Raw genomic sequence first — 23,792 nt, forward strand, 5'->3', positions numbered from 1 at the left:
ATCATTTTTAAATAACACTAATTATAATGAAAATTTTCAAGTACTTCTTTGGTGCTTTGCTTTTTGTTTCCGCTGGTGCTTTTGCACAAGAAGACATAAAGCCAGAGCGCAAACCTGGCCACACTAACCAAAACAAATTCAAACAATTATATGACAAATTTGCAACTCCAAACATGTTTAGAACTGGTTCTGGAGCACCTGGTCCTGCTTACTACCAACAACAAGCAGACTATAAAATGGATATAGAAATAGATGATGTCAATGCCAGATTGTATGGTGACGAAACTATTACATATACCAATAATTCCCCAGATGAGCTCACTTATCTTTGGGTCCAATTAGACCAAAACATGAGAGCAAAAGATTCTAAAACACCTTTAATTAGTAGTTCTGGTATTGGTCCTGCAACTTCAGCTTCAAGAGCTACAGGAACATATTTAAAAGAACGTTTTGATGGTGGTTTTAATATCGAACACGTTAAAGATGTTAATGGTAAAGATTTACCTCATAGCATAAATCGCACTATGATGCGTGTAGAATTACCTAAACCAATGAAGACTGGTGATAAATTTTCTTTCAAAATAAAATGGTGGTACAACATTAACGACCATGTCAAAGATGGTGGACGCTCTGGTTATGAGTATTTTGAAGAAAATGATAACAGATCTTATGTTATTGCACAATTTTATCCTCGTATGGCAGTGTACAACGATGTTGAAGGCTGGCAAAACTCTCAGTTTTGGGGAAGAGATGAGTTTGCATTACCATTCGGTAACTTTGATGTTAACATTACAGTACCAGCAGATCATATCTTAGATGGAACAGGTTATTTAACCAACAGAGAAGAAGTTTTTACTAAAGAAATGATGAAGCGTTACAATCAGGCTAAAAAATCTTACGACGAACCTGTAATGATTGTAACCGAAGACGAAGCTCGTAAAAACGAGAAGACAAAAAGCACAAAGAAAAAGACATGGAAACTTTCTGCCCAAATGGTTAGGGATTTTGGTTTTGCAACGTCTAGAAAATATTTATATGATATGATGGCCGTAAAAATTGGTGACAAAGATGTTATGGCTGTCTCTATGTACTCTAAAGAAGGAAATCCGCTTTGGGAGCAATGGTCTACAAAAGCTGTAGCAAGCACCTTAAAGTCTTACTCTCGTATGACCTTTGATTATCCGTACCATAAAGCTATTTCTGTTCATGCCCAAAGACAAGGAATGGAATACCCTATGATTTGTTGGAATTACGGAAGACCAGACGAAAATGGCAACTATTCAGATAGAACAAAGTATGGAATGATAAGTGTTATTATACATGAGGTTGGGCACAACTTCTTCCCTATGATTGTAAATAGTGATGAGCGTCAATGGACATGGATGGATGAAGGCTTAAACACTTTTGTTCAATATGTAGCAGAACAAGATTTTGGTGAGTGGTATCCAAAAGCTCTATCGCCAGGACAAGATAAATATCCTTCTCGTAGAGGACCTGCTAAAAACATAGTGAGATATATGGGAGGTGATCAAGACTATATTGCTCCAATTATGACCAAAGGTTTAAACACCTATCAATTTGGTAGTAACGCATACAGTAAGCCAGCTACTGGTTTAAACATTCTTCGTGAAACAGTTATGGGACGGGAGTTATTTGATTATTCATTTAGGGAATATGCAAGACGTTGGATGTTTAAGCATCCTACTCCAGAAGATTTTTTCAGAACAATGGAAGATGCATCTGCTGTAGACTTAGATTGGTTCTGGAGAGGTTGGTTTTATACCACAGATTATACAGACATTGGAGTTAAAGAGGTAAAGAAATTTGCTGTAACTAATAATCCTAACGAAAATGGAAGACAATTAGCAGAACGTTACAATATGGATCCTGATGCACTTGTTTACTTTATTAGCGAAGGTGACGAAGGTTATGAAGAAGCTTTAAAAAGCGGAAAATCCATGGAAGATCTTCCTACTGTAAAAGAATACATAATGGATAATTTTACACCTGAAGAACAAAAGAACATGAAGAAATCGCCTAAATATTTCTATCAAGTTACTTTTGATAAACCTGGCGGTTTAGTAATGCCTCTAATCGTTGAGTATGAATATACTGATGGTTCTAAAGAAAAAATCACGTATCCTGCACAAATTTGGAGATTTAATGACAAGGAAGTTAGCAGAGCAATTGCAACAGACAAAGAAATTGTTGCTATAACTGTAGATCCAGACTTAGAAACTGCAGATATCGACACTTCTAACAACTCTTGGCCAAGAGAAACTAAAGAAAGTGATTTCGATAAGTTTAAGAACAAAATAAAAGATTAAGAAAAATTTATTTAAAATTAAAGCCGACTTTAACGAGTCGGCTTTTTTTATTACATAAAGTCACTCTATATTTGCACTGTGATACAATTAGCAAAATTATTATTTATCGGTGGAACCGAAATTGTCTTTATACTATTTATAGTAGTACTGGTTTTTGGTGCAGATAAGCTACCAGAAATTGCAAGAGGATTAGGTAAAGGTATGCGAACCTTGAGGGATGCCACTAATGACATAAAACACGAAGTTACAAAAAGCGCCAAAGAGAGTAATGTTGTAGATACAGACGCTGCGAAAGAGATTCAGCAAGAGATTAATAAAGTCAAAGACGATCTCGAAAACTTTACAGGCTCAGTAAAGCGAAATATGTAAGATGAAATATTCATTATTTTTATATTAATTTTTTATCATATCCTTAATATATAATATGCTTTTTATAGAATAATTTAATATATTTAGAAGTTACTAACCATCTAAATCATATTAAATGAAAAAAAGTTTTTTCAAACTATTACTACTAGCTGTAATAGTGTTAGTATCATGTTCTAAAGATGATACGAATGTTGAAACCCAACCAGAAACAGTTCAATTTCCTGAAAATCCACTCACCATTGAACAAATTAATTCGAGAATTTCCGAGACCATAGAAAACACAGGTGACTTTGACTGGAATGCCGTTGATGAACATTTTTTATGGAGTGCTGTTGTTCATGGACAAAATGTACTTAGCATTGGATATGGAAATCCTGGTCAAAGCTTCAGCGAAACAGAAGATCCTGTCTTAGCTTCTAAGAAAAATGCACTAATAGAAATAGTACTAGATAATGAAGCTGTTGAAAAGAAAGATTTAAAGTTGGTAGAACATGAAATCATTACCGTAATAGATATAGAAGTTACAAAAATTGAGACCATAATTGAGTTAAGAAAAAGTGACTATGTTCGCTATTTAGAGCCAAATGGCTATAATCATTATGGTGCTGAACAAGCTTTTCGTTCAAGCTCAGGATGTGACAAAAATCCCGACAGTATTAATTCTGCACACTACACAACAACGAGCCCAAATAATGCGCAAGTGTCTTGGCATTTTAGCGAGCACAATATTCCTCAGGCATGGAATCATAGTACTGGGTCTGGTGTAACAATAGGTCTTATAGATACTGGAGTTTCTGCTTCACAATATTTATTAAACTCACCAGGATTTAATGATGGTGCTTCTACGGGTAGATTTGTTCAGAAATACGGAACATTTATTGACTCTTGGTGGTGGTGGAGTAGCAATTATGATGGACCACATGACAAATGCGGACATGGTACTGCAATGGGATCTGCAATGGCTGCACCCAGAAACAATGATGGAATGCCTGTTGGTGTGGCTTACAATGCTAACCTTGTAGCTTACAGAGCAACAGAAGATGTGTTATTAAACGATTATCATGAACGTAAAGGTGTTTCTGCTGCTCTAACTCAATTAGGAAATAGAAGTGATGTAAAAATCATCTCTATGTCTATTGGTTACGTTTGGTCAATAGGAAACATCAAAGATGCAGTGAAATATGCTTACAGTAAAGGAAAATTAATCTTTGCTGCCGGCGGAACCTCAACGAGTTTCACCAATGGTTTTGGAGTCATTTTCCCAGCAACTATGAGCGAAACTGTTGCGGTTACAGGTGTAAATGATGGCTCGAGCTATGAACGATGTGACACCTGTCACAGTGGAAGCAAAATAGATTTTACAATCATTATGGAAGGTGACAACAACACCAGCAAAGCTCCACCAGTTTTAGGATTTAACACAGGACAAAGAAGGTATACAGGTGGCTCATCAGTTGCTACGGCAACAACAGCAGGTATCGCAGCCTTAATTTGGTCAAAGTATCCTAGCTGGTCTAGAACTCAAGTATTAAACAGATTAAAACAATCTGCAGATCTCTACCCTAGTAAAAGTAGTAGTTTCGGCTATGGAAATATAGATGCTCTGCAAGCTGTACAATAATAACCAATCAAAACTGAAAATAGCTTTGCAAATTAATGCAAAGCTATTTTTTTATTTCTTCCTACTGATAGTTAGTCCGTCTCGTATTGGGAACATTACTGTTTCAATCCGATCGTCTTCTTTTAAAAGCGTATTATAATCCAAAACAGCTTTTGTAGACACATCTTTATCGTTTACAGTTTCAACTACTTTTCCGTGCCATAAGACGTTATCAGAAAGTATAATACCTCCTGTACTTAGTTTGTCAATTATCAAATGAAAATAGTTGCTGTAATTAGGTTTATCAGCATCAATAAACACCAAATCAAATGAAATATCTAGAGTAGGTATAATATCTATTGCGCTTCCTGTATGCTGAATAATCTGATGGCCATAATCAGATTTATCAAAATACTTTCGTTGAAAATCATGAAGTTCTTCATTTATATCAATGGTATGAATAACACCATCACTTTGCAATCCTTCGGCTAAGCATAAAGTGGCATAGCCTGTAAATGTTCCTAATTCTAAAATAGATTTAGGATTTACCAACTTAGAAATCATACTCAGCACTCTACCTTGGTAAGGACCGCTGAGCATGATTGGTTGTAAAATTTTTTGGTATGTTTCTCGAGTTAATTGTTGTAACAACTCAGGCTCTTGCTCAGAATGTGAAACAACGTAATTGTCTAAAGCTTCTGGCAAAAAATACATGTCAAAGATTTAAAGTTGGATAGTTATTCTGCCTTTGGTTCTTCCGGAAGTTCAAGTTCTACCTCTTCTGCCTCAGGTTTACCTAAAAAGAATAATGCAGCACCTACAACCACTAAGCCTATTTTTATGGCCCAAGCCACACCTTCTCCCCATTCATATATCCACATTAAAATACTTGGAACTCTATCAAAAAAGTTTAAAACAATTGCAAAAAGACCAAAAAAGATCATGTAACCTCCGGTTTTTCTCATAATATATAGTTGATGATTAGAATTTAAATATAGACAAAAATTTGAAAATTGTATGTCTAAGAAGTAATTCTGGCTATAAGATCTTTTTTTGCCTGTTCATCATCACCACACAACCACTGTACAATATTATCTTCCCAAATGGCATCGCGTTCAGACTCGTTTATGATTTTCCGTTCTATGGCCAAATCTAAAATTTTACCAGGATACGACGATTGTTTAGCACTTTCCATTTCACCTAGTGGATAAGGATCATCTAATCCCATTATAACTTGTTTTGAACCTTGATTTTTTATCAGTAATTCTAAAGAACCTGTGTCGTGCACTAAAGTATCAAAGAAAATATTTTTATGACCAACAGCTTTACGAGGATGCTTTTTACCTTCAAACAAATCTGGTCTACCATCAAACCCTTGAATACGACGACCAAGATTAATCTGTGCTAATTGTCCACCATGAGCAAAACAAATTCGCATATTAGGATACTTTTCATAATAACCATTTAAGGTTAAAAAATGATAAGCATCTGCACATTGTGCCAACATCCAAATTAAATGAAAACGCCATGATGTGTTTTCTAGTTTAATGAATTTTTCACCATCGTATGGGTGAATTTCAACCGCTAAATTATATTTATCGGCAAGCTCAAAAATAGGTTCGTTTTCTTCATCAAAAATACAACGCCATGTCCCAATAGTATCCATATAATGTGTTGGCAAACACAACAAACGCATGCCTAAAACCTCAACACAACGCTCTATTTCCCAACAAGCGCCTCTTACAAAACCAGGATGCACCACAAAACCCGTTGTAAATTTACTTGGGTGATCGTGTTGTATGCGTGCATTAAAATCATTCTGAAAACGCAAGGCTTGCTTCATTTCCTCTAAACGCAAACCGTTGCCATAGAGTTGAGATAAATTCAAAACAACAGCATGGTCAATTTTAAAATGCTCCATCCATGCTAACTTTTCATTTAAGAAAAAACTAGAATCTGTAATTGGTCTGTTCCAATCTTTTTGAAGCATGAATTTACGGTCCTTATCGACCCAAAAAATCCCTTTATCTTTCATAAATTCAGGAATTTCTTCAGGATAAGGAAGAAGGTGAGAATGACCGTTAATTCTTAGTTTACGTTTACTCATTTGTTTTAGGTGTTACCAAACTTTAGTTTCGGCAATTATTGTATGTTGGTTAGATACTCTTTGGCTTATTTCTTAAATGCTCCTTTTTTAACCATATTTTTATAACGGTCAAAAATAGCAGGCATATCTGTTTCTATATTGTCAAGCATAAATTCTTCTTCATAAATCAAACTTGTGTCCTCATCAGAGTACCACTGTAATTTATCCATAACACCTTCTGGTCTTGGATATTCGATAACCAAACCAACTGTATTTGCGCTACGTTGAGGTGAATGCGGTACTTTTGGTGGTAACACAAAAATCTCACCTTCTCTTATGTGGATATCCTTTGACTCACCATCTTCAATCACTTTTAAAACCATATCACCTTCAATTTGATAGAAAAATTCAGGTGTTTCATTATAGTGATAATCTTGTCTGTCGTTTGGTCCACCAACAACCATAACAATAACATCGGCATCTTTCCAAACCACTTTGTTTCCCACAGGTGGCTTTAATAAGTGACGGTTTTCTTCAATCCATGCTTTAAAGTTAATTGGTGGAAATAATTTGCTCATAATAAAAGCCCCTTTTTAATTTCCCTACTTCGATTACGCTCAGTACAAGCTGGGAAAAACTCATCCGGGAATAGAGTTTTGTTATAAAATAATTATTGGTATAAAGATATGGTATTTTTTGCTCAATCTATTCCTTCCTTTTGGGAAGGTTAGGATGGGCAATTATAAACTTTTTGTTCTACCACCATCAACCGGAAGGTTAATTCCGTTAATATAACTCGCCTTTTCACTTGCTAAAAAAGTAATTGCAGCAGCTAATTCTTCTGGTTTTGCAAATCGTTTTGCTGGTATAGCGCTTTTCATGGCGTTAGCAGATTCTTCTTCTGTCTTACCACTTTTAGCACTTTTGTTTTTAATGATTTCGGTTAAACGTTCTGTTCCAGTTGCACCAGGTAATAGATTGTTTACAGTAATGCCAAATTGTCCAAGCTCGTTAGCCAAGGTTTTACTCCAGTTGGCTACAGCACCACGAATGGTATTGCTTACACCAAGTCCGTCTAATGGCTGTTTTACAGATGTTGAAATCACATTAATTATACGTCCATATTCTTCAGCTTTCATAAACGGAACAATAGCTTGAGCTAATACATGATTACATTTTAAATGCTGTGTAAAAGCGCTTTCAAATTCTTCAATTTTTGCATTAAAAACTGGTCCGCCAGCTGGTCCGCCAGTGTTGTTTACTAATACATGAAATCCGTGATTGTTTTTAATATAGCTTTCAACTTTTTCTTTTAATTCCATCGGATTAGAAAAATCGGCTACGATATAATCGTGGTTTCTGTGTTTTGGCAGTTCAGCTAAAACTGCCTTTAGCTTGTCTTCGTTTCTTGCAACTAGTGTAATATTTACACCTTCTTCGGCTAAAGCTAAAGCAGTTGCTTTACCAATACCTGCTGTGCTACCACAAACTAGTGCGTATTTGTTGTTTAGTTTTAAGTCCATAAAAAAGCCCATCCTAACCTTCCCAAAGGGAAGGAACACTTAACTGGGTAATTAAGTGTTTTTAGATTATATACGTTTTAATCACTTTACACTATTACTTTCGTATTCATTTTGTCTTTCTGATTTAATAAAATAACTTATTTTCTCACTTAAGACAATAAAAATTAATACGACAGCTATTGTTTTATCAACATACCAAAAATGATATACTAATGCACCAATAATAAAAGGTTGAATAAAAGTTGTAATTTTATTTATGACTCTAAATAATGATTTAATTGAATCGGGTAATTTTGAAGTTACTTTTTTTCCAAATGATTTAATTAATAAATTCAAAAAATATGTTGAAACGTAGATTAACAATAGTATAGTTACTATTGCTCCAACAGTTAGAAAGTCACTAAAATTATTTTTTATAAATAAATCGATTAGAGACTTAATACAAAATAACATTATAAAAATAAATAAGATAGGTCTTAAATATTTTTTCCAAATATCAAATAAGAAATCTTTTCTAGTCAAATTTTATATTTTAATTACTTCTTTCAGTTTCTTCCCTTTGGGAAGACGGAAGATGGGCTTCTAGTATTTTATACATACATTCTTAGCCTCAGTAAAAAAGCGTAAAGCTTCAAAACCACCTTCGCGACCAACTCCACTTGCTTTTACTCCGCCAAAAGGTGTACGTAAATCGCGCATCATCCAAGTATTTACCCAAACGATGCCTGCCTGAAGTTGGTTGCTCATTCGCATCGTGCGTTTTAGGTTATTTGTCCAAAGCGTTGCCGATAATCCGTATTTTACTTTGTTAGCCATCTCTAAAACGTCGTCTTCAGTTTTAAATGGCATAATGGTAACTACTGGACCAAAAATTTCTTCTTGATTAACACGACAATCGTCTGTTTGAACTTCAATAACTGTTGGTTGTAAATAGTAACCGTTTTCATAGTCTTCAACAGTGACTTCGTTTCCACCACATAAAATAGTTGCACCTTCTTCTTTAGCAATTTCGATGTAGCTTTTCACCTTTTCAAGATGCGGTTTTGAAACTAATGCTCCAATGTTTGTGTCTTTTTCAGAAGGATGACCAACTTTCAACTCTTTTACTTTGTTTACAAAGTCTGTTTTGAATCTATCGTAAATAGTTTCCTCTACAAAAATTCGACTTCCGCATAAACAAATCTGACCTTGATTAGCAAACGACGAGCGTACCGCTGTGTTCAACATATCATCATAATCGCAATCGGCAAAGATGATGTTTGGGTTTTTTCCTCCTAATTCTAAAGATAATTTTTTAAACATTGGTGCGGCAACTTTGGCAATATGTGCACCAGTTGCAGTTCCGCCAGTAAAACTAATGGCTTTGATATTTGGATGCTCTACGATTGCCTGACCAGTCGTGGTGCCTAAACCGTGAACAATATTCAATACGCCTTTAGGTAAGCCAGCTTCATTACAAATTTCGCCTAACAAATACGCTGTCATTGGTGTGACTTCGCTTGGTTTGGCAACGACACAATTACCTGCTGCGATTGCTGGTGCGATTTTCCAAGTAAAAAGGTACAAGGGTAAATTCCATGGACTTATGCAGCCTACAACACCAATAGGTTGGCGTAAAGTATAATTTACAGCGTTTTGACCAACGCTTTCGTGGCTTTCGCTTGCAAATTGTGTAATGGCATTTCCGAAAAACCTGAAATTACTTGCTGCTCTTGGTATATCAACCATTTTGGCGAGACTTATGGGTTTTCCGTTGTCCTTACTTTCGGCTTCAGCAAAACGGTCTAAATTGGCTTCTAATAATTCTGAAATTTTAATTAGAATTCTGCTTCGTTCTTCTAATGTAGTATGACTCCAGCTTGGAAAAGCAAATTGTGCAGCTTTATAGGCTTGCTCTACATCGTCCTTTGATGAGTTTGGGATTTGCCCATAGACTTCACCGTTTGAAGGGTTGTAGTTATCAATCCACTGATTACTTTCTGGATTTACGAATTCGCCGTTTATGTAGTTTTGAATATTCATTATGTTAAATAGATGTTAGACCCAAGAGTCAAGAATCAAGACAGATTAGTCTTGTGTCTTGGTTCATTAATCTTTTTTCAAATACGCCATCACCTTAATCTCAACCAACAGATCTGGATGCGGTAATTGGTGTACAGCAACGGTTGTTCTTGTTGGTCCAGTTTCTTTTTCAAAAAACTCAGCGTAGGCTTTGTTGTAGCCTGCAAAATCGTTCATGTTTACTAAAAATGTGGTCACATCAACCACGTCTTTTAGACTTGCTCCAACGGTTTGTAAATTTTTATCGATATTTTTTAAAACTTCTTTGGTTTGAACTTCGATATCTAATTTTTTAGTATTCATTTCGTCAATAAGTTCTACACCAGCAATCGTATTGTCTGCGCGTCTTGAGCTGGTTCCTGAAACGAAAATGAAATCGCCTACCACTTTTACGTGTGGATATGCGCCTCTTGGTGTTACTTTAGTTCCTGCGTTTGTATTCATAATGATCGCCTCTCTGAATTGTCACACTGAGCCTGTCGAAGTGTTGATTCAGAATCTATTTTTATAATTATTGGGCCATATTGAGGCAATAAAGCTGTCTTTTGGATAGACTTCTCGACTGCGCTCGAAGTGACAATTTATTCTTGTTTTAAAAGATTCCTGCTTTCGCAGGAATTTAATGATGCATTGTTTTTGCAACGTTGTCATCATCAATAATATCGTTAGTTTTTTCTTGTACTTTTTGTAAAGCCTTTTCTAATTGCTCATTGGTCATATCTGTTGTTATCGATATCTCGTTATCTGCAATCATGTTTAAAATGGCTTTGTCTTGCGCACGACCTTTAGTCATGGCTTCATGATAACCAATATTTTCATTAAATGTTACCATTGAGTATTTTGAAAAATAGTCCTCTGGAAAATGCTTTTCTAATTGCACTTCTAGCTGACGTTTTTTCTTGAACATTGGATTAGCAACGTGATCTCGCATTTCGTAATAATTCTCTTGAGCTAATTCGCCAATAGCATCTGCATCTGCTTTTCTTACGTTTTGATATGTTTTGAAAATCGTTTCCCAGTCGCCTTCGTGCTTATCGATAACACTATCTAGAACTGCAACATCTTCAAAAGATGCATTCATCCCTTGACCATAAAACGGAACAACAGCGTGCGCTGCGTCACCTAAAATTAAGGTGTTGCCTTTATAATACCATGGTGAACACTTAATAGTACCCAAAGGTCCCGTTGGATTGTTAGCAAATTCATATGCTATGTTTGGAATTAAAGCCAATGCATCTGGAAATTGCGCTTGAAAAAAGGCTCTAATCTTGTCTTCTGTATCTAGATCTTTGAAATTATACTCGCCTTCTTCATGACTTAAAAATAAGGTTACGGTGAAACTTCCATCTAAATTTGGTAAGGCAATTAACATATAACCACCTCTTGGCCAAATATGTAAATAATCTTTGCTTATTTGATGGCTTCCGTCTTTTGCTGCAGGAATTTCTAACTCTTTATAACCATGGGTTAAAAAATTCTGAGAAAAACTAAATAAGAATTTACGTTGTAAAAAGTAGCTTTTTCTTAATTCTGAACCCGCTCCATCGGCACCAAATATAACGTCTGCAGTGACGTTAAAGGTTTCTTTTGTATTTCGGTTTGTAAAATGAACAGTATTGGTATCTAAATCTACCGTTTCACATTCGGTATTAAAATGAATGGTGAGATTGTCGTATGTATCGGCTTCGGTTAATAGCATTCCGTTTAAATCGCCTCTTGAAATTGAGTTGATGTATTCGTTATCGCGACCAGAATAGTTGGACGCAAAGGTATTACCTTCGGTATCGTGCATGAGTCTGCCTTTCATTGGGATACATATCTCACGCGCTTTATCTTCAACATTAGCTAAACGTAAGGCTTTGAATCCGCGATCTGATAAAGCAAGATTGATAGAACGACCTGCGGAAATATCTGTTGTGCGTAGATCTGGTCTACTTTCGTAAACATTGACATTATATCCTCTTTGTGCTAATCGTAATGCTAAAAGTGAGCCGCATAAACCTGCACCAATGATTAATATGTTTTCTTTTTGTTTCATTATTTTTGTTGTCTGGTTGAGCCCAGTAGAGACCTTTTTATGACCTCTCGACTGCGCTCGAGATGACAGTTTAATTTAAAATTTCTTTCAACTTTTCTACCATTCTAAACACATCTTCAAAACTGTTGTAAAATGGTACTGGTGCACAACGGATCACATCAGGTTCGCGCCAATCACTTATAACACCTGCATCAGTAAGTTTTTGGTGGAGTGATTTATCTGCATTTAAAACTTGAATAGATAGCTGACAACCTCGTTCCTCAGGGTTAGATGGAGTAATGATTCTTATAACATCTTCACCTAACTGTTGCAACAAAAACTCAAAATAACTTGTCAGTTTTTTAGATTTTTCTGTGAGTTTATCCATCCCAACTTCGTTAAACATATCTAATGATGCCTTAATTGCCGCCATTGATAAAATAGGTGGATTACTCAGCTGCCAACCTTCGGCTCCAGGCAATACATCGAACTCATGACGCATATTGAAACGCGTTTCTTTATTATGGCTCCACCAGCCTGCAAAGCGGTTTAAGCTTTTATCATAAGCGTGTCGCTCGTGTACAAAACAACCTGATAAACTTCCTGGTCCAGAATTTAAATATTTGTAGGTACACCATACCGCAAAATCAGCACCAGAATTATGCAAGTCTAATTTTACATTTCCTGCGCCATGTGCACAGTCGAAACCAACCATACAACCGTGGCTATGACCTAATTTGGCAATGCGTTTTAGATCGAAATACTGCCCAGTGTAATAGTTAACTCCACCAATCATTATTAACGCTATTTCATTACCATGAGTTTCAAGAATTTGTTCTAAATCCTCATATTTAAGCAACTCTTCGCCTGTCCTTGGCTTCCATAACAACAATCCTTCCTTATCATCAAAACCATGATGACGTAATTGTGACTCTACTGCATATTTATCAGATGGAAATGCATCACTTTCTATTAAAATTTTATAACGTTTTTTTGTTGGCTTGTAAAAAGACGCCATCATAAAATGTAGGTTTGCCGTTAACGAGTTCATAGTAACCACTTCGATAGGTTTTGCTCCTACTAATTTTGCTGAAGCTTCTGTTAAAAACTCATGATAAGGCATCCATGGATTTTTAGCATGTGTATGTCCTTCAACCCCTAGATTTGCCCAATCCTCTAATTCTTGATTTATATAATCTTTTGTAGATTTTGGTTGTAATCCAAGAGAATTTCCACATAGATAGATCAGCTCATTTCCGTTCTTATCTTTTGGGATATGAAATTGCTTTCTGTAATGGGATAAGTTATCTAACTCATCTTGCTGTTTAGCGTATTCTAGGTTAGTTTGAAAGTTGAACAATTTGAGATAGATTTATCGGTTTGTAACAAAAATAAGGATTTAAAGTGTAGTATTAAAAGGCTGATTAAGGATTAAATTTTAGTACCTTTAAAGAAAAAGAGTTTAATTCTAACTTTAAAAATCTAATTACAGATGGGCAATACAAAAGAATATTCTAACGGCGAAGTCACTGTTGTTTGGGAGGCTGAAAAATGCATTCATTCAGCAATGTGTGTAAAGGGCTTACCAGATGTGTTTCAACCTAAGGAACGACCTTGGATAAAAATTGATTCAGGCACAACCGACAACATCATTAAAACGGTTAAAAAATGCCCATCAGGAGCACTAAGCTATTATATGACTGATAGTGAGGACAAAACTTCAGAGATTTTAGAAACTAAAGTTGAAGTGTTAGAAAACGGTCCGCTATTAATTTACGGCACGCTTAAAGTTACCCACAAAGACGGGAAACAAGAAACCAAAAATAAGACTACAGCGTTTTGCCGATGTGGAGCTTCGCAAAATAAGCCCTACTGTGATGGAGCCCATGTTAAACAAGACTTTAAAGGATAAAAAGCACTTTAGCTTGTAAACTAAAGTGCTTGAATATATATAGACGCCAAAAGGCGGAAAATGTAAGCTATACGTTCTAAGTCGTAATGACTCACGTGAAACTTACATTATAGATTACAAAAGTAATGCCAAAATTTTAATCTCTTTATTTAAGCGTTATGCTTACATCTGTAAAATTTAAGTTCCAATTACCATTATCTTTTTTGTGGTCTATTGCTATTTTTATACCGTTGAAATCTTGATAGCTTTCAAATGTATTAGACAATGATGGTTCTGGTGAATTTCCTTGTCTATACGTCCATTCTCTAATCAAATAATCTTCATCAAAATAAATATCATAGGCATCACCAGGTGTGTAACCGCCTTCATCAGGATAGGTAATTGTAATCATCTCCAATTGTTCTTTGTTAATTGACGATTCTACTTTTTTTGGCTCAGAAATTGTAGCAGATGTATCCCAAACCAATTGAAATGGTACTAAAAGCCAAAATTTATCATTTATAAAGGCTTTATCTACATTGGCTGGCACACTGTCTAGATTTTTCCTAGAGTACCTTACTTCTTGTGTTCCTGCCTTCATATAAACACTATCGTTCTTTGGAAACCAAACCCATGAACGACCGCTACCTTTTATAGTATCTCTGTCTACTTTGAAAGTGAATGCCACTTTTTCAACATTTACCCAATTCTTATAACCGTGAGCATGAGCTATTCTTTCAGCGATACTTAATTCAGTTTCTTTTGTTTTGTTTGGAGTTTCTTTCTTTTCAGACTTACAAGAAAAAACTATGAGTAAGCAGATGAAACTAAGATATAAAGGCTTCATATTAAAAAGTTATTTAATTTAGATACAAATTTAAAGCCCATCCTAACCTTCTCAAAAGGAAGGAACAAAAAGTTATTAAAAATGGAAGACACCAATAACTACTTTGAAACCAATAGAGACACGTGGAATAAGAAAGTAGCGATACATGCGCAAAGTGAAATGTATAATATGAAAGCTTTTAAGTCTGGAAAATCTTCTTTAATGCTCTACGAACTAAAGGCATTAAGCGATATTAAAGGGAAATCACTTTTGCATTTGCAATGCCATTTTGGACAAGACACCTTAAGCTGGCAACGTATGGGAGCGCAGTGCGTTGGTGTGGATTTGAGCAACGAAGGCATTAAGCTTGCCCAAAAACTAAATGACGAATTAAACCTAAAAGCCGAATTTGTGTGCTGCAATGTTTTAGATACTTCAAAACACATTTATAAAACGTTTGATATTGTTTATACGAGTTATGGAGTTATTGGGTGGTTGCCAGATTTAAAACCTTGGGCTAAAATGATTTCTGAACGACTTAAGATTGGTGGTACATTTTATATGGTAGAGTTTCATCCTATTCTATGGATGTTTGATTATGTGGATGGTAAACCAAAAATGAAATACCATTACAGCCAAGATGAAGTTATTTATGAAGAATACGAAGGTACATATGCTAACCAATCTTCTAAAATGGTAAGTAAGGAATATGGTTGGAATCATGGACTTTCACAAGTGGTTAATGCACTTATCGAAGCTGGCTTGCAGATTGAGTATCTTAACGAACATGATGAAAGCCCTTATGATGTTTTTCCTGATTTGATTAAAACTGAAACAGGATTATATAATATGAAAAAACAATTATTCCCTATGATTTTTGAGATTAAGGCGACTAAAAAGCCCCTTTAATTCCCCAAAGGGGAAAATAAACTACTTATAAACACTTACAACTTACAAGATCTAAAAAAACCTTTCTGAATAGCAATTTAATGCTTCTCTTCATCCTTCAGTAACTCAGGAAACTTAGCTTTAAAACGATTTAATCGAGGAATAGAAACCGCTCTTACATAACTCTGGTTTGGATTTCGCTTTTCAAAATCCTGATGATAGTCTGACGCTTTATAAAATTTTAAGAATGGATATACTTCAGCAGCTATTGTCGCATCTAATTCTTTCGCAAGCGCTGCTTTCTTATTCTCTATAATTTCTTTTTGTTCATCATTTTGATAAAATATAATAGAACGGTATTGCGGCCCTTTATCTGGTCCTTGACCATTAACTTGTGTTGGATTCTGAGAACCAAAATACACGTCTACTAAAGTAGAAAAACTCACAATCTCTGGATCGTAAATAACTTCAACAGCTTCAGCATGTCCTGTTGTACCGGAGTGACTTTTCTCGTACGTAATATCATCTGTATGTCCACCTGAAAAACCACTGTAGACTTCTTCAACTCCTTTTACACTTTCGTAAATTGCCTCTACACACCAAAAACACCCACTTGCAAAATAGGCTTTTGCCTTACCATCTTCCATAGGAACTTCTACAGGTTCTGCATTAATTATTTCTTGTTGTTTTGGATTGTTTTGTGCTTGATTATGACAGTTAAAACATAAACTTATACTTAAAATGATGAGTAACTTTTTCATTTGCTAATATTTATTTGTTTTTTAAGGTAAGATGGAATACCCAGATTATCATTTTTCGTTGATTTGCATATTCTTTTTCTGGGTATTTCATAAATTTCTTTTTTACTTTTCTATAGACGTATAAAAATACAATTCCTTAAAAAGAAATCTTTTAAAGTTTTATTAAATAAAAAAGCCCTCACAAATTGTGAAGGCTTTTGAGATATTATTTAATGGTAGTTACTTTGCTAGTTTAGCAAATAACTTATCCATTTTTTCTTTTTCTTCTTCTGCAAGAGCAGCATCTACTAAGATACGACCACTATGCTCATCAGTAATAACTTTTTTACGAGAAGCAATCTCTACTTGTACCTGTGGTGGAATAGTAAAGAAAGAACCACCAGAAGCTCCACGTTCAATTGGTACTACCGCTAAACCATTTTTTACATTATTTCTAATTCTCAAATACGCTTTTACTAAACGTTGATCAATTTTCTTCTGAAAATCTTCTGATTTAGCGATTAAGGCCTCTTCTTCTTTTTCAGTTTCTTTTAAGATTTCATTTAATTCACCTTTTTTGTGCTTAAGGTGCTCTTTACGATCTTTTAAACGGTCTTTAGTTTCAGAAATAACTTCTTTTTTCTGCTCTATCTGAGCCTTAAATTCTTTGATGTGCTTTTCAGCCAATTGAATCTCTAATTCCTGAAATTCAATCTCTTTGGTCAATGAATTGTATTCTCTATTATTTCTAACGTTATTTTGTTGCTCGCTATATTTTTTGATTAAAGCTTTAGCTTCTTCAATTAAATTTTTCTTTCCTTTAATCTCATCATCAATAACAGCAAGGCTATCATTTAGTTTCTCTAGTCTGGTATTTAACCCTTCCACCTCATCTTCTAAATCTCTTACTTCTAAAGGAAGCTCACCTCTCACATTTCTTATTTCGTCTACTCTAGAGTCTATTAACTGTAAATCGTAAAGCGCTCTTAAACGCTCTTCTACAGTAACTTCAGCTTTTTTCGCCATAATTATAAATACTTTACCGGATTTGTATTTGTCTTTGATAAAATGACTGCAAAATTAGTAATTTTTTTCGAGAGATAGTCTACTAAAAACGATTTTGTGAACTGTTCGCTCTCATAATGACCAATATCTGCTAACAAAATATTGTTTTCTGCACTAAAAAAGTCGTGATATTTAAGATCTGCTGTTACTAACAAGTCTGCACCAGATGCCCTAGCTGCACCTATGGCAAAGCTTCCAGAACCTCCTAAAACCGCTATCTTTTTTATTGATTTATTGAGGAGTTTTGAATGTCTCACGCATTTGGTATTCATTTTTTGCTTTACGTAATTTAAACAGTCTAACTCATCCATCTCTTTTGCCAACTCACCAATCATTCCCATACCTATATACTGGTTGGTATTATCTAACGTGGTAACTTCGTAAGCTACTTCTTCATAAGGATGTGTATTAAAAAGTGCTCTTAGAACTTTAGATTCTGTATGTTTTGCAAATACTACAGAAATTAAAGTTTCATTTTCGGTATGTAATTTGCCTTTTTCACCTAATGTTGGATTTGATTCTTCATTTCCTCTGTAAGTTCCTTTGCCTTCAAGATTAAAACTGCAAGCATCGTAATTACCTATGTTGCCTGCGCCTGCACTAAATAATGCTGTTCTTAATGCTTCAGCATTTTCGTTAGGTACATAGGTTTGTAACTTTTTTAAGGTGCCAGATTGTGGTATTAAAATCTTTTTATTCTGTAATTGTAACTGATCGCAGATTATAGAATTAACACCTTGAAATGCATTATCTAAAGCCGTATGTATTGAGAAAATTGCGATTTTATGCTGTATTGCTTTTATAACTACACGCTCTACATAGGTTTTACCGGTCAGTTTTTTTAGGCCTTTAAAAATGATAGGATGAAAACTCACAATTAGATTACAGTTGTTTTCTATAGCTTCATCTACAACAGCTTCAAGCGTGTCTAAAGTTACCAAAACACCTGTGACTGTTTGATTTTTGTCACCCACCAAAAGGCCAACATTATCAAAATCTTCGGCATAGTTTAAAGGAGCCAACTCGTGTAAATGATTTATTACGTCGTGTACTAGCATAAGTGTATATTTGTTTCAAAAATAATATAATTTAGTGCTTGTGAAATTTCTACGCATCATATTGTTTCCTGTTGTGCCAATTTACTACTTGGTGACCTGGCTAAGAAATTGGCTATACGATAAAGGTGTTAAGTCTTCAAAATCATATGACATTCCGATTATTTGTGTTGGAAATCTTAGTACTGGTGGCACAGGAAAAACACCTATGATAGAATACTTGATTCGTTTGCTAAAAGATGAAAAGTCTGTCGCTACACTAAGCAGAGGTTACAAACGCATAACCGAGGGTTATGAGTTGGCAGGCCAAGGTGCAACAGCTGATACCATTGGTGATGAACCTTTTCAATTCTTCAGAAAATTTAAGGATATAAAAGTTGCTGTTGATGGTAATCGCCAAAATGGTATTGCACAATTGCTAGAGTTAGAGGATAAACCTGAAGTTATTTTACTAGACGATGCTTACCAACACAGAAAAGTAAAAGCTGGTTTTAATATTCTGCTAACCGCATATTATAACCTGTATAGCAATGATATTGTTTTGCCTACTGGAAACTTACGAGAACCAAGATCTGGTGCTAAAAGAGCTGATATAATTGTAGTAACAAAATGTCCTGCGGATATTTCTGAAAGTGAAAAACATAAAATTTCTAATGGGTTAGGGATTAAACCATATCAACAATTAGTATTTAGCTCTATAAGTTACGCTGAAAAGGTTATTTCAACACATTCTAAGATGGCAGTACAATCTTTACCAGAATTTACGCTTGTAACTGGTATAGCTAATGCAACGCCTTTGGTTAAATTTTTGAAAACTAAGGGATTAAATTTTGATCATTTAGAGTTCCCTGACCACTATAGTTTTAGGATAAATGACATTGAAGAATTAGCAAAAAAGGAATTGATTATAACTACAGAAAAAGATTTTGTCCGATTAGTGGATAATGAAAGTTTAGAAGCTAAATTATTCTACCTTCCGATTGAAATAACTATTGATAAAAAAGATGTTTTTGATAATGCAATTATGTCTTTTGTAGGCTAAAAGAAACTAGACACTACTTCTTTACCTGAAAGCACATCGTATAACTTACCTTCAAAATCTTCTTGCTTGAATGGCTTAGAGATGATATCATTAAACCCGGCTTCACCAAACTCATGCATTTTATCTTCTAACGTTACAGCTGTTAATGCGAAGATGACTAAGTCTTTATTGAAAGTTCTAATAATCTTAGTAGCCTCTAAACCACTGATACCTGGCATATGAATATCCATTAAAACAACATTATAATCTGTTGATTTTACTTGTTCTACGGCAGCTTCACCATTATCTACAACATCACAATAAAGTCCCATTTTATTGAGAATCTTTTTGGTAATCATTTGGTTGATTTTATTGTCCTCGACAATTAAAATCTTCACTTCGCTTAGATCCAAATCTTCCATCTTATTTGTTTGTTTAGTTTCTTCTACCGCTGGCGTATCAACTGTCTCAGCCTTCTCTAGGGGAATCTCAAAGAAGAATGTAGTACCTTTTCCAAGTTCACTCTTCAAATAAATTTTTCCTTTAAGAATTTTGATAAGTCCTTTTACAATCGATAAACCAAGACCTGTACCGCCATACTTGCGATTAATCTGCACGGAGCCTTGGGAGAAGCTCTCAAACATTTGGTCTTGTTTTTCTTTTGTAATACCAATACCATTATCTTCAATTTCAAAACGTAAGGTGTACTTATTGTCCTTTTGATCAATTTTGTACGCTCTTACCCAGATGTCTCCATCTTTTGTAAATTTAATGGCATTTCCGAGTAGGTTAATTAAGATTTGGGAAATCTTTAGCTGGTCACCATTATAACTTTCTGGCAAACCATCTTCATAATCGAAATGTAATTTAGTGCCATTATCCTTAGCTGAATTGTCTAAGGCAGACATTACATTTTCTATTTTATTTTTAAGGTTGAATATTTCAGGGTCTAGCTCAACTTTATTTGCTTCAATTTTATTTATTTGAAGAATATCATTAATAAACGTCAACAAGTAATCTCCTGAAAATTTTAATGATTTTAAGTGTGGTATTTGATGTTCTTTTGGGTTTTCATCCAAAAGCATATTAGTCAGCCCTGTAACAGCATAAAGAGGTGTTCTTAACTCATGTGTTACGGTTGATAAAAAGTTAGCTTTTGTTTTTGAGGCTAACTCTGCTTTTTCTTTAGCAACGATAAGCTCATCATTTTTTTTGTGAAGCATATTGTTAGTCTTCAACCTTATATTGTTGTTTTTATATAAGGATAAAGTTAAAAGCGAAAGAATTGTAATTAAGGCAATACTTAATATCGTTGTTATTCTTGTAAAATTACTTTCCGCACTTACTTCGTCTATTTGTTGTTTGAGCTGCTCATTTTGGGCATCCTTATATTTATTGATAACTTGGCTTGAAACACCTAAAGCTAAGTTTTCGCGCTTAACATCTAATATAGAATCAGAAAGACGTATGTGCTGGGTTATGTTCTCCAATGAATTTTTATAGTCACCTCTTTTTTTATGTATATCACTTAAAGTTAAATAAGCCTCATTAACATTTTCTACTACATTATGGGCTTTTGCAATTGAGAGTCCTTCCTCTACCTGAGATAAAGCTAAATCAGTATTATCTAGTGCACTCGATACTTTACCAGACTGAATTAAGGCACTACTTAAAACTCTTCTTTGTTCATATTTCTTAGAAATAATAATTGTTTTATCGAGCTGTGTTTTAGCTTCTTCGTATCTCTGCAGTGCTATGTATGCCTTTGCTTCATTTAAGGTAACTTCTGAAATGTATTCTTCCAAATCTTCTTGTTCAAACAAATTTTTTGCGGAATTGTAATAATCTAATGCCAACTTATATTTTTCATCAGTACTGTATACAACACCTTGTATATTATAACTGACCGCAAGATTACCATAGTCATCATTTTCGCGTTGCAACTGAATTGCTTTTCCTAGTGCTATATTAGCTTTATCGGTTTCGCCTACTAGGTAACGCACTTTAGCTATTTTGGTAAGTGTTGTTCCTTGACTTATTTTATCATCAATAGTTTTCGCTATATCTAAAGCTTTATCAAGGTTATTTAGAGCATTGTAATAATCACCTCTATCGCTTTCTAATTTTGCTTGATAATTCGTTCTTGTAAGCGTATAGATAACATGTCTGGATCTTCCACAACACTTTGTTGCGCGAAAACCAGACTACAAAAACATGCTAAAAAAACAAATATGTGATATTTGATTCGGGACATTTCAGCTCTATTTATAAAACAAATATAATTATTTATTCGACAAAAGTGCTTTTTTATCCGATAAATTGCAAATTAAATCTAAAATTCTTGAACTATATCCTGTTTCATTGTCGTACCAGCCCACTATTTTCACCATGTTTCCGATAACGGAAGTCATCTGAGCGTCGAATATACAAGAGTGTCTATTACCTACAATATCTATTGAAACTATTGGGTCTTCTGTATACTCTAAAATATTTTTTAAAGACCCTTTCGAAGCGTTCTTAAATATAGAATTTACTTCTTCTATAGTAGTATCAGTTTCTACATTAATAGTTATGTCAGTTAGTGAGCCGTTTGCTACAGGAACTCTTATACCACAGCCTCCGATAACATCGCATAAATCAGGAAATATTTTTGTCAGAGCCTTTGCAGCTCCTGTTGTTGTTGGTACAATAGATTGGCCTGCAGCTCTGGCCCGTCTTAAGTCTTTATGTGGCTGGTCGTGCAGACTTTGGTCTGTAGTGTATGAATGAACCGTTGTAATATAAGCCTGTTTTATACCAAAATGTTGTTTTATTAAAGCTATCATTGGTGCTGCGTTGTTGGTGGTGCAAGAAGCATTTGATATAATAGACTCTGAGCCTACGATAGCGTCTTCGTTGACACCAAGAACTATAGTTTTGATGTCATCATCCGTAGGCGGAACAGACAAGATCACTTTTTTTGAACCATTAGTAATATGGTGTTGTAATTCTGCTTTGGATTTAAATTTTCCGGTTGATTCAATAACTATATCGGGTTGAGTTGATTTCCAGTTGATTGTTTTAGGATGCTTTTCGTTGAATAAAGGGATTGCATCACCGTCTATAATAATACTATTAGCACTGTAGGTAACATGTTTATGAAGCACACCATGTATGCTGTCGTATTTAAGAAGGTGACCCAATGTTTTGGCATCTGATATATCGTTAATAGCAACGATTTTTATTTTTGGATGGTCTAATGCTAATCTAAATACACGTCGGCCAATTCTACCGAATCCATTTATGGCAACCTTTATCATTAATTAATATGTTTCTGTGCCTTGTAAGAAGATCTCACTAATGCGCTACTTTCTACGTGCCTAAACCCAAGATCTAATCCAATTTCTTTGTATTCATTAAACTCGTCTGGATTGATAAATCGTTGTACAGGTAGATGTTTTTTGGTTGGTTGAAGATACTGACCAATAGTGACAACATCAACATCGTTTTCTCTAAGATCGTGAAGTGTTTCAATAACTTCTTCCCTTGCCTCTCCTAAACCGAGCATTATTCCAGACTTAGTTCTACGTTGTCCTTGTTGTTTTAGATATTTTAAAACACCCATACTACGGTCATATTTTGCTTGTATACGTACCTCTCTAGTCAAGCGACGAACAGTTTCGATATTATGCGACACAACTTCTGGAGCTACTTCGACAATTCTATCAATATGTCTCTCTATACCTTGAAAATCTGGTATCAATGTTTCAAGAGTAGTTTCAGGATTCATTCGTCTAACAGCTTTTACTGTTTCTGCCCACATAATGCTTCCCATATCTTTAAGATCGTCTCTATCTACACTTGTTAAAACAGCATGCTTTATTTGCATCAGTTTTATAGAACGTGCTACCTTTTCTGGCTCATCCCAATCAACAGTTTCTGGTCTTCCTGTCTTAACACCACAAAAACCACAAGAACGTGTACAGACATTACCTAATATCATGAAAGTTGCCGTTCCTTCTCCCCAACATTCTCCCATGTTTGGACAACTCCCGGATGTACAAATAGTGTTTAATTTGTACTTGTCTACTAAACTTCTTAGTTCTGTATATTTTTTACCTGTTGGTAATTTGACTCTTAACCATTTTGGTTTGCGTTCTGGTAATATATTTGAAGCTACTTTTGTTTCCATTCATTTTCTTCTTCTAGACAACAAAGATACGAAGTAAATTATTAAAGAAGTGTTACAATAATCTTAGTATTCTGAGTATTCAAAAACAACAGAATTAAAAAATCCTACTCAAAAATTTTGAATAGGATTTTATTTATTTAGTACTTTAATGT

Annotated in this window: 23 protein-coding genes; 6 read left to right on the forward strand and 17 right to left on the reverse strand. The window is 34.7% G+C overall.

Features of this window, described 5'->3' with window-relative positions:
* Positions 1-26: 26 nt before the first annotated feature.
* The 3 genes from FC091_RS05640 to FC091_RS05650 all read left to right on the forward strand — a co-directional run bounded on the left by FC091_RS05640 (position 27) and on the right by FC091_RS05650 (position 4,317).
* The gene (locus FC091_RS05640; protein ID WP_138433299.1) at positions 27-2,327 is read left to right on the forward strand and encodes a M1 family metallopeptidase; all 2,301 of its coding nucleotides are present in this window, start codon (positions 27-29) and stop codon (positions 2,325-2,327) included.
* 78 nt (positions 2,328-2,405) lie between these two features.
* Entirely contained in the window at positions 2,406-2,696 is a 291-nt protein-coding gene (locus tag FC091_RS05645; protein ID WP_138433300.1) for a Sec-independent protein translocase subunit TatA/TatB, read from the forward strand.
* 115 nt (positions 2,697-2,811) lie between these two features.
* Complete coding sequence (locus FC091_RS05650; RefSeq protein ID WP_138433301.1) at positions 2,812-4,317, forward strand: S8 family peptidase; 1,506 nt, start codon at positions 2,812-2,814, stop codon at positions 4,315-4,317.
* A gap of 51 nt (positions 4,318-4,368) precedes the next feature.
* On the opposite strand, the gene FC091_RS05655 is transcribed toward FC091_RS05650, so the two are convergent.
* From FC091_RS05655 to kynU, 10 genes are all read right to left on the reverse strand, one after another.
* Positions 4,369-5,010: an O-methyltransferase gene (locus FC091_RS05655; RefSeq protein ID WP_138433302.1), complete on the reverse strand. Its 642-nt coding sequence runs from the start codon at positions 5,008-5,010 to the stop codon at positions 4,369-4,371.
* A gap of 23 nt (positions 5,011-5,033) precedes the next feature.
* Positions 5,034-5,261 (reverse strand): hypothetical protein, encoded by a 228-nt coding sequence (locus FC091_RS05660; RefSeq protein ID WP_138433303.1) that lies wholly within the window; start codon positions 5,259-5,261, stop codon positions 5,034-5,036.
* Positions 5,262-5,317: 56 nt separating this feature from the next.
* Positions 5,318-6,403: an amidohydrolase family protein gene (locus FC091_RS05665; protein WP_138433304.1), complete on the reverse strand. Its 1,086-nt coding sequence runs from the start codon at positions 6,401-6,403 to the stop codon at positions 5,318-5,320.
* 65 nt (positions 6,404-6,468) lie between these two features.
* A complete protein-coding gene (locus tag FC091_RS05670; protein ID WP_138433305.1) occupies positions 6,469-6,960 on the reverse strand; it encodes a 3-hydroxyanthranilate 3,4-dioxygenase in 492 nt (163 codons plus the stop codon).
* A 162-nt stretch (positions 6,961-7,122) separates the two neighbouring features.
* Entirely contained in the window at positions 7,123-7,905 is a 783-nt protein-coding gene (locus FC091_RS05675; RefSeq protein ID WP_138433306.1) for an SDR family oxidoreductase, read from the reverse strand.
* A gap of 81 nt (positions 7,906-7,986) precedes the next feature.
* Positions 7,987-8,427 (reverse strand): hypothetical protein, encoded by a 441-nt coding sequence (locus FC091_RS05680; protein ID WP_138433307.1) that lies wholly within the window; start codon positions 8,425-8,427, stop codon positions 7,987-7,989.
* Between the two features lie 60 nt (positions 8,428-8,487).
* Positions 8,488-9,927: an aldehyde dehydrogenase gene (locus FC091_RS05685; RefSeq protein ID WP_138433308.1), complete on the reverse strand. Its 1,440-nt coding sequence runs from the start codon at positions 9,925-9,927 to the stop codon at positions 8,488-8,490.
* 66 nt (positions 9,928-9,993) lie between these two features.
* Positions 9,994-10,410, reverse strand: coding sequence for a RidA family protein (locus FC091_RS05690; protein WP_138433309.1), 417 nt, complete (start codon positions 10,408-10,410; stop codon positions 9,994-9,996).
* Between the two features lie 175 nt (positions 10,411-10,585).
* Positions 10,586-12,004 carry an FAD-dependent oxidoreductase gene (locus tag FC091_RS05695; RefSeq protein WP_138433310.1) on the reverse strand — a complete coding sequence of 473 codons (1,419 nt, stop codon included), beginning with the start codon at positions 12,002-12,004 and terminating at the stop codon, positions 10,586-10,588.
* Between the two features lie 70 nt (positions 12,005-12,074).
* Positions 12,075-13,343 carry a kynureninase gene (gene kynU / locus FC091_RS05700; protein WP_138433311.1) on the reverse strand — a complete coding sequence of 423 codons (1,269 nt, stop codon included), beginning with the start codon at positions 13,341-13,343 and terminating at the stop codon, positions 12,075-12,077.
* Between the two features lie 132 nt (positions 13,344-13,475).
* Between kynU and FC091_RS05705 the strand changes: the two genes are divergently transcribed.
* Positions 13,476-13,895, forward strand: coding sequence for a (4Fe-4S)-binding protein (locus FC091_RS05705; protein ID WP_138433312.1), 420 nt, complete (start codon positions 13,476-13,478; stop codon positions 13,893-13,895).
* A gap of 145 nt (positions 13,896-14,040) precedes the next feature.
* Here FC091_RS05705 and FC091_RS05710 read toward each other — a convergent pair whose 3' ends face one another.
* On the reverse strand, positions 14,041-14,721 hold the full coding sequence (locus FC091_RS05710; protein ID WP_138433313.1) for a hypothetical protein: 681 nt from the start codon (positions 14,719-14,721) through the stop codon (positions 14,041-14,043).
* 81 nt (positions 14,722-14,802) lie between these two features.
* Between FC091_RS05710 and FC091_RS05715 the strand changes: the two genes are divergently transcribed.
* Positions 14,803-15,609: a class I SAM-dependent methyltransferase gene (locus tag FC091_RS05715; RefSeq protein ID WP_138433314.1), complete on the forward strand. Its 807-nt coding sequence runs from the start codon at positions 14,803-14,805 to the stop codon at positions 15,607-15,609.
* Positions 15,610-15,686: 77 nt separating this feature from the next.
* On the opposite strand, the gene msrA is transcribed toward FC091_RS05715, so the two are convergent.
* From msrA to FC091_RS05730, 3 genes are all read right to left on the reverse strand, one after another.
* A complete protein-coding gene (gene msrA / locus FC091_RS05720) occupies positions 15,687-16,349 on the reverse strand; it encodes a peptide-methionine (S)-S-oxide reductase MsrA (protein ID WP_138433315.1) in 663 nt (220 codons plus the stop codon).
* A gap of 219 nt (positions 16,350-16,568) precedes the next feature.
* Positions 16,569-17,354 (reverse strand): zinc ribbon domain-containing protein, encoded by a 786-nt coding sequence (locus tag FC091_RS05725; protein ID WP_138433316.1) that lies wholly within the window; start codon positions 17,352-17,354, stop codon positions 16,569-16,571.
* Between the two features lie 2 nt (positions 17,355-17,356).
* Entirely contained in the window at positions 17,357-18,451 is a 1,095-nt protein-coding gene (locus tag FC091_RS05730) for a Nif3-like dinuclear metal center hexameric protein (RefSeq protein ID WP_138433317.1), read from the reverse strand.
* A gap of 40 nt (positions 18,452-18,491) precedes the next feature.
* Between FC091_RS05730 and lpxK the strand changes: the two genes are divergently transcribed.
* Entirely contained in the window at positions 18,492-19,490 is a 999-nt protein-coding gene (gene lpxK / locus FC091_RS05735; protein ID WP_138433318.1) for a tetraacyldisaccharide 4'-kinase, read from the forward strand.
* Here the strand turns inward: lpxK and FC091_RS05740 are convergent.
* From FC091_RS05740 to lipA, 3 genes are all read right to left on the reverse strand, one after another.
* Positions 19,487-21,628, reverse strand: coding sequence for a tetratricopeptide repeat-containing hybrid sensor histidine kinase/response regulator (locus FC091_RS05740; protein WP_138433319.1), 2,142 nt, complete (start codon positions 21,626-21,628; stop codon positions 19,487-19,489). The genes lpxK and FC091_RS05740 overlap by 4 nt on opposite strands.
* A gap of 123 nt (positions 21,629-21,751) precedes the next feature.
* Entirely contained in the window at positions 21,752-22,768 is a 1,017-nt protein-coding gene (gene gap, locus FC091_RS05745; RefSeq protein ID WP_138433320.1) for a type I glyceraldehyde-3-phosphate dehydrogenase, read from the reverse strand.
* On the reverse strand, positions 22,768-23,640 hold the full coding sequence (lipA, locus tag FC091_RS05750; protein ID WP_138433321.1) for a lipoyl synthase: 873 nt from the start codon (positions 23,638-23,640) through the stop codon (positions 22,768-22,770). The genes gap and lipA overlap by 1 nt, the downstream gene beginning before the upstream one ends.
* Positions 23,641-23,792: the final 152 nt, after the last annotated feature.

The sequence above is a fragment of the Winogradskyella algicola genome, from assembly GCF_005869935.1.
Lineage (GTDB): Bacteria > Bacteroidota > Bacteroidia > Flavobacteriales > Flavobacteriaceae > Winogradskyella > Winogradskyella algicola.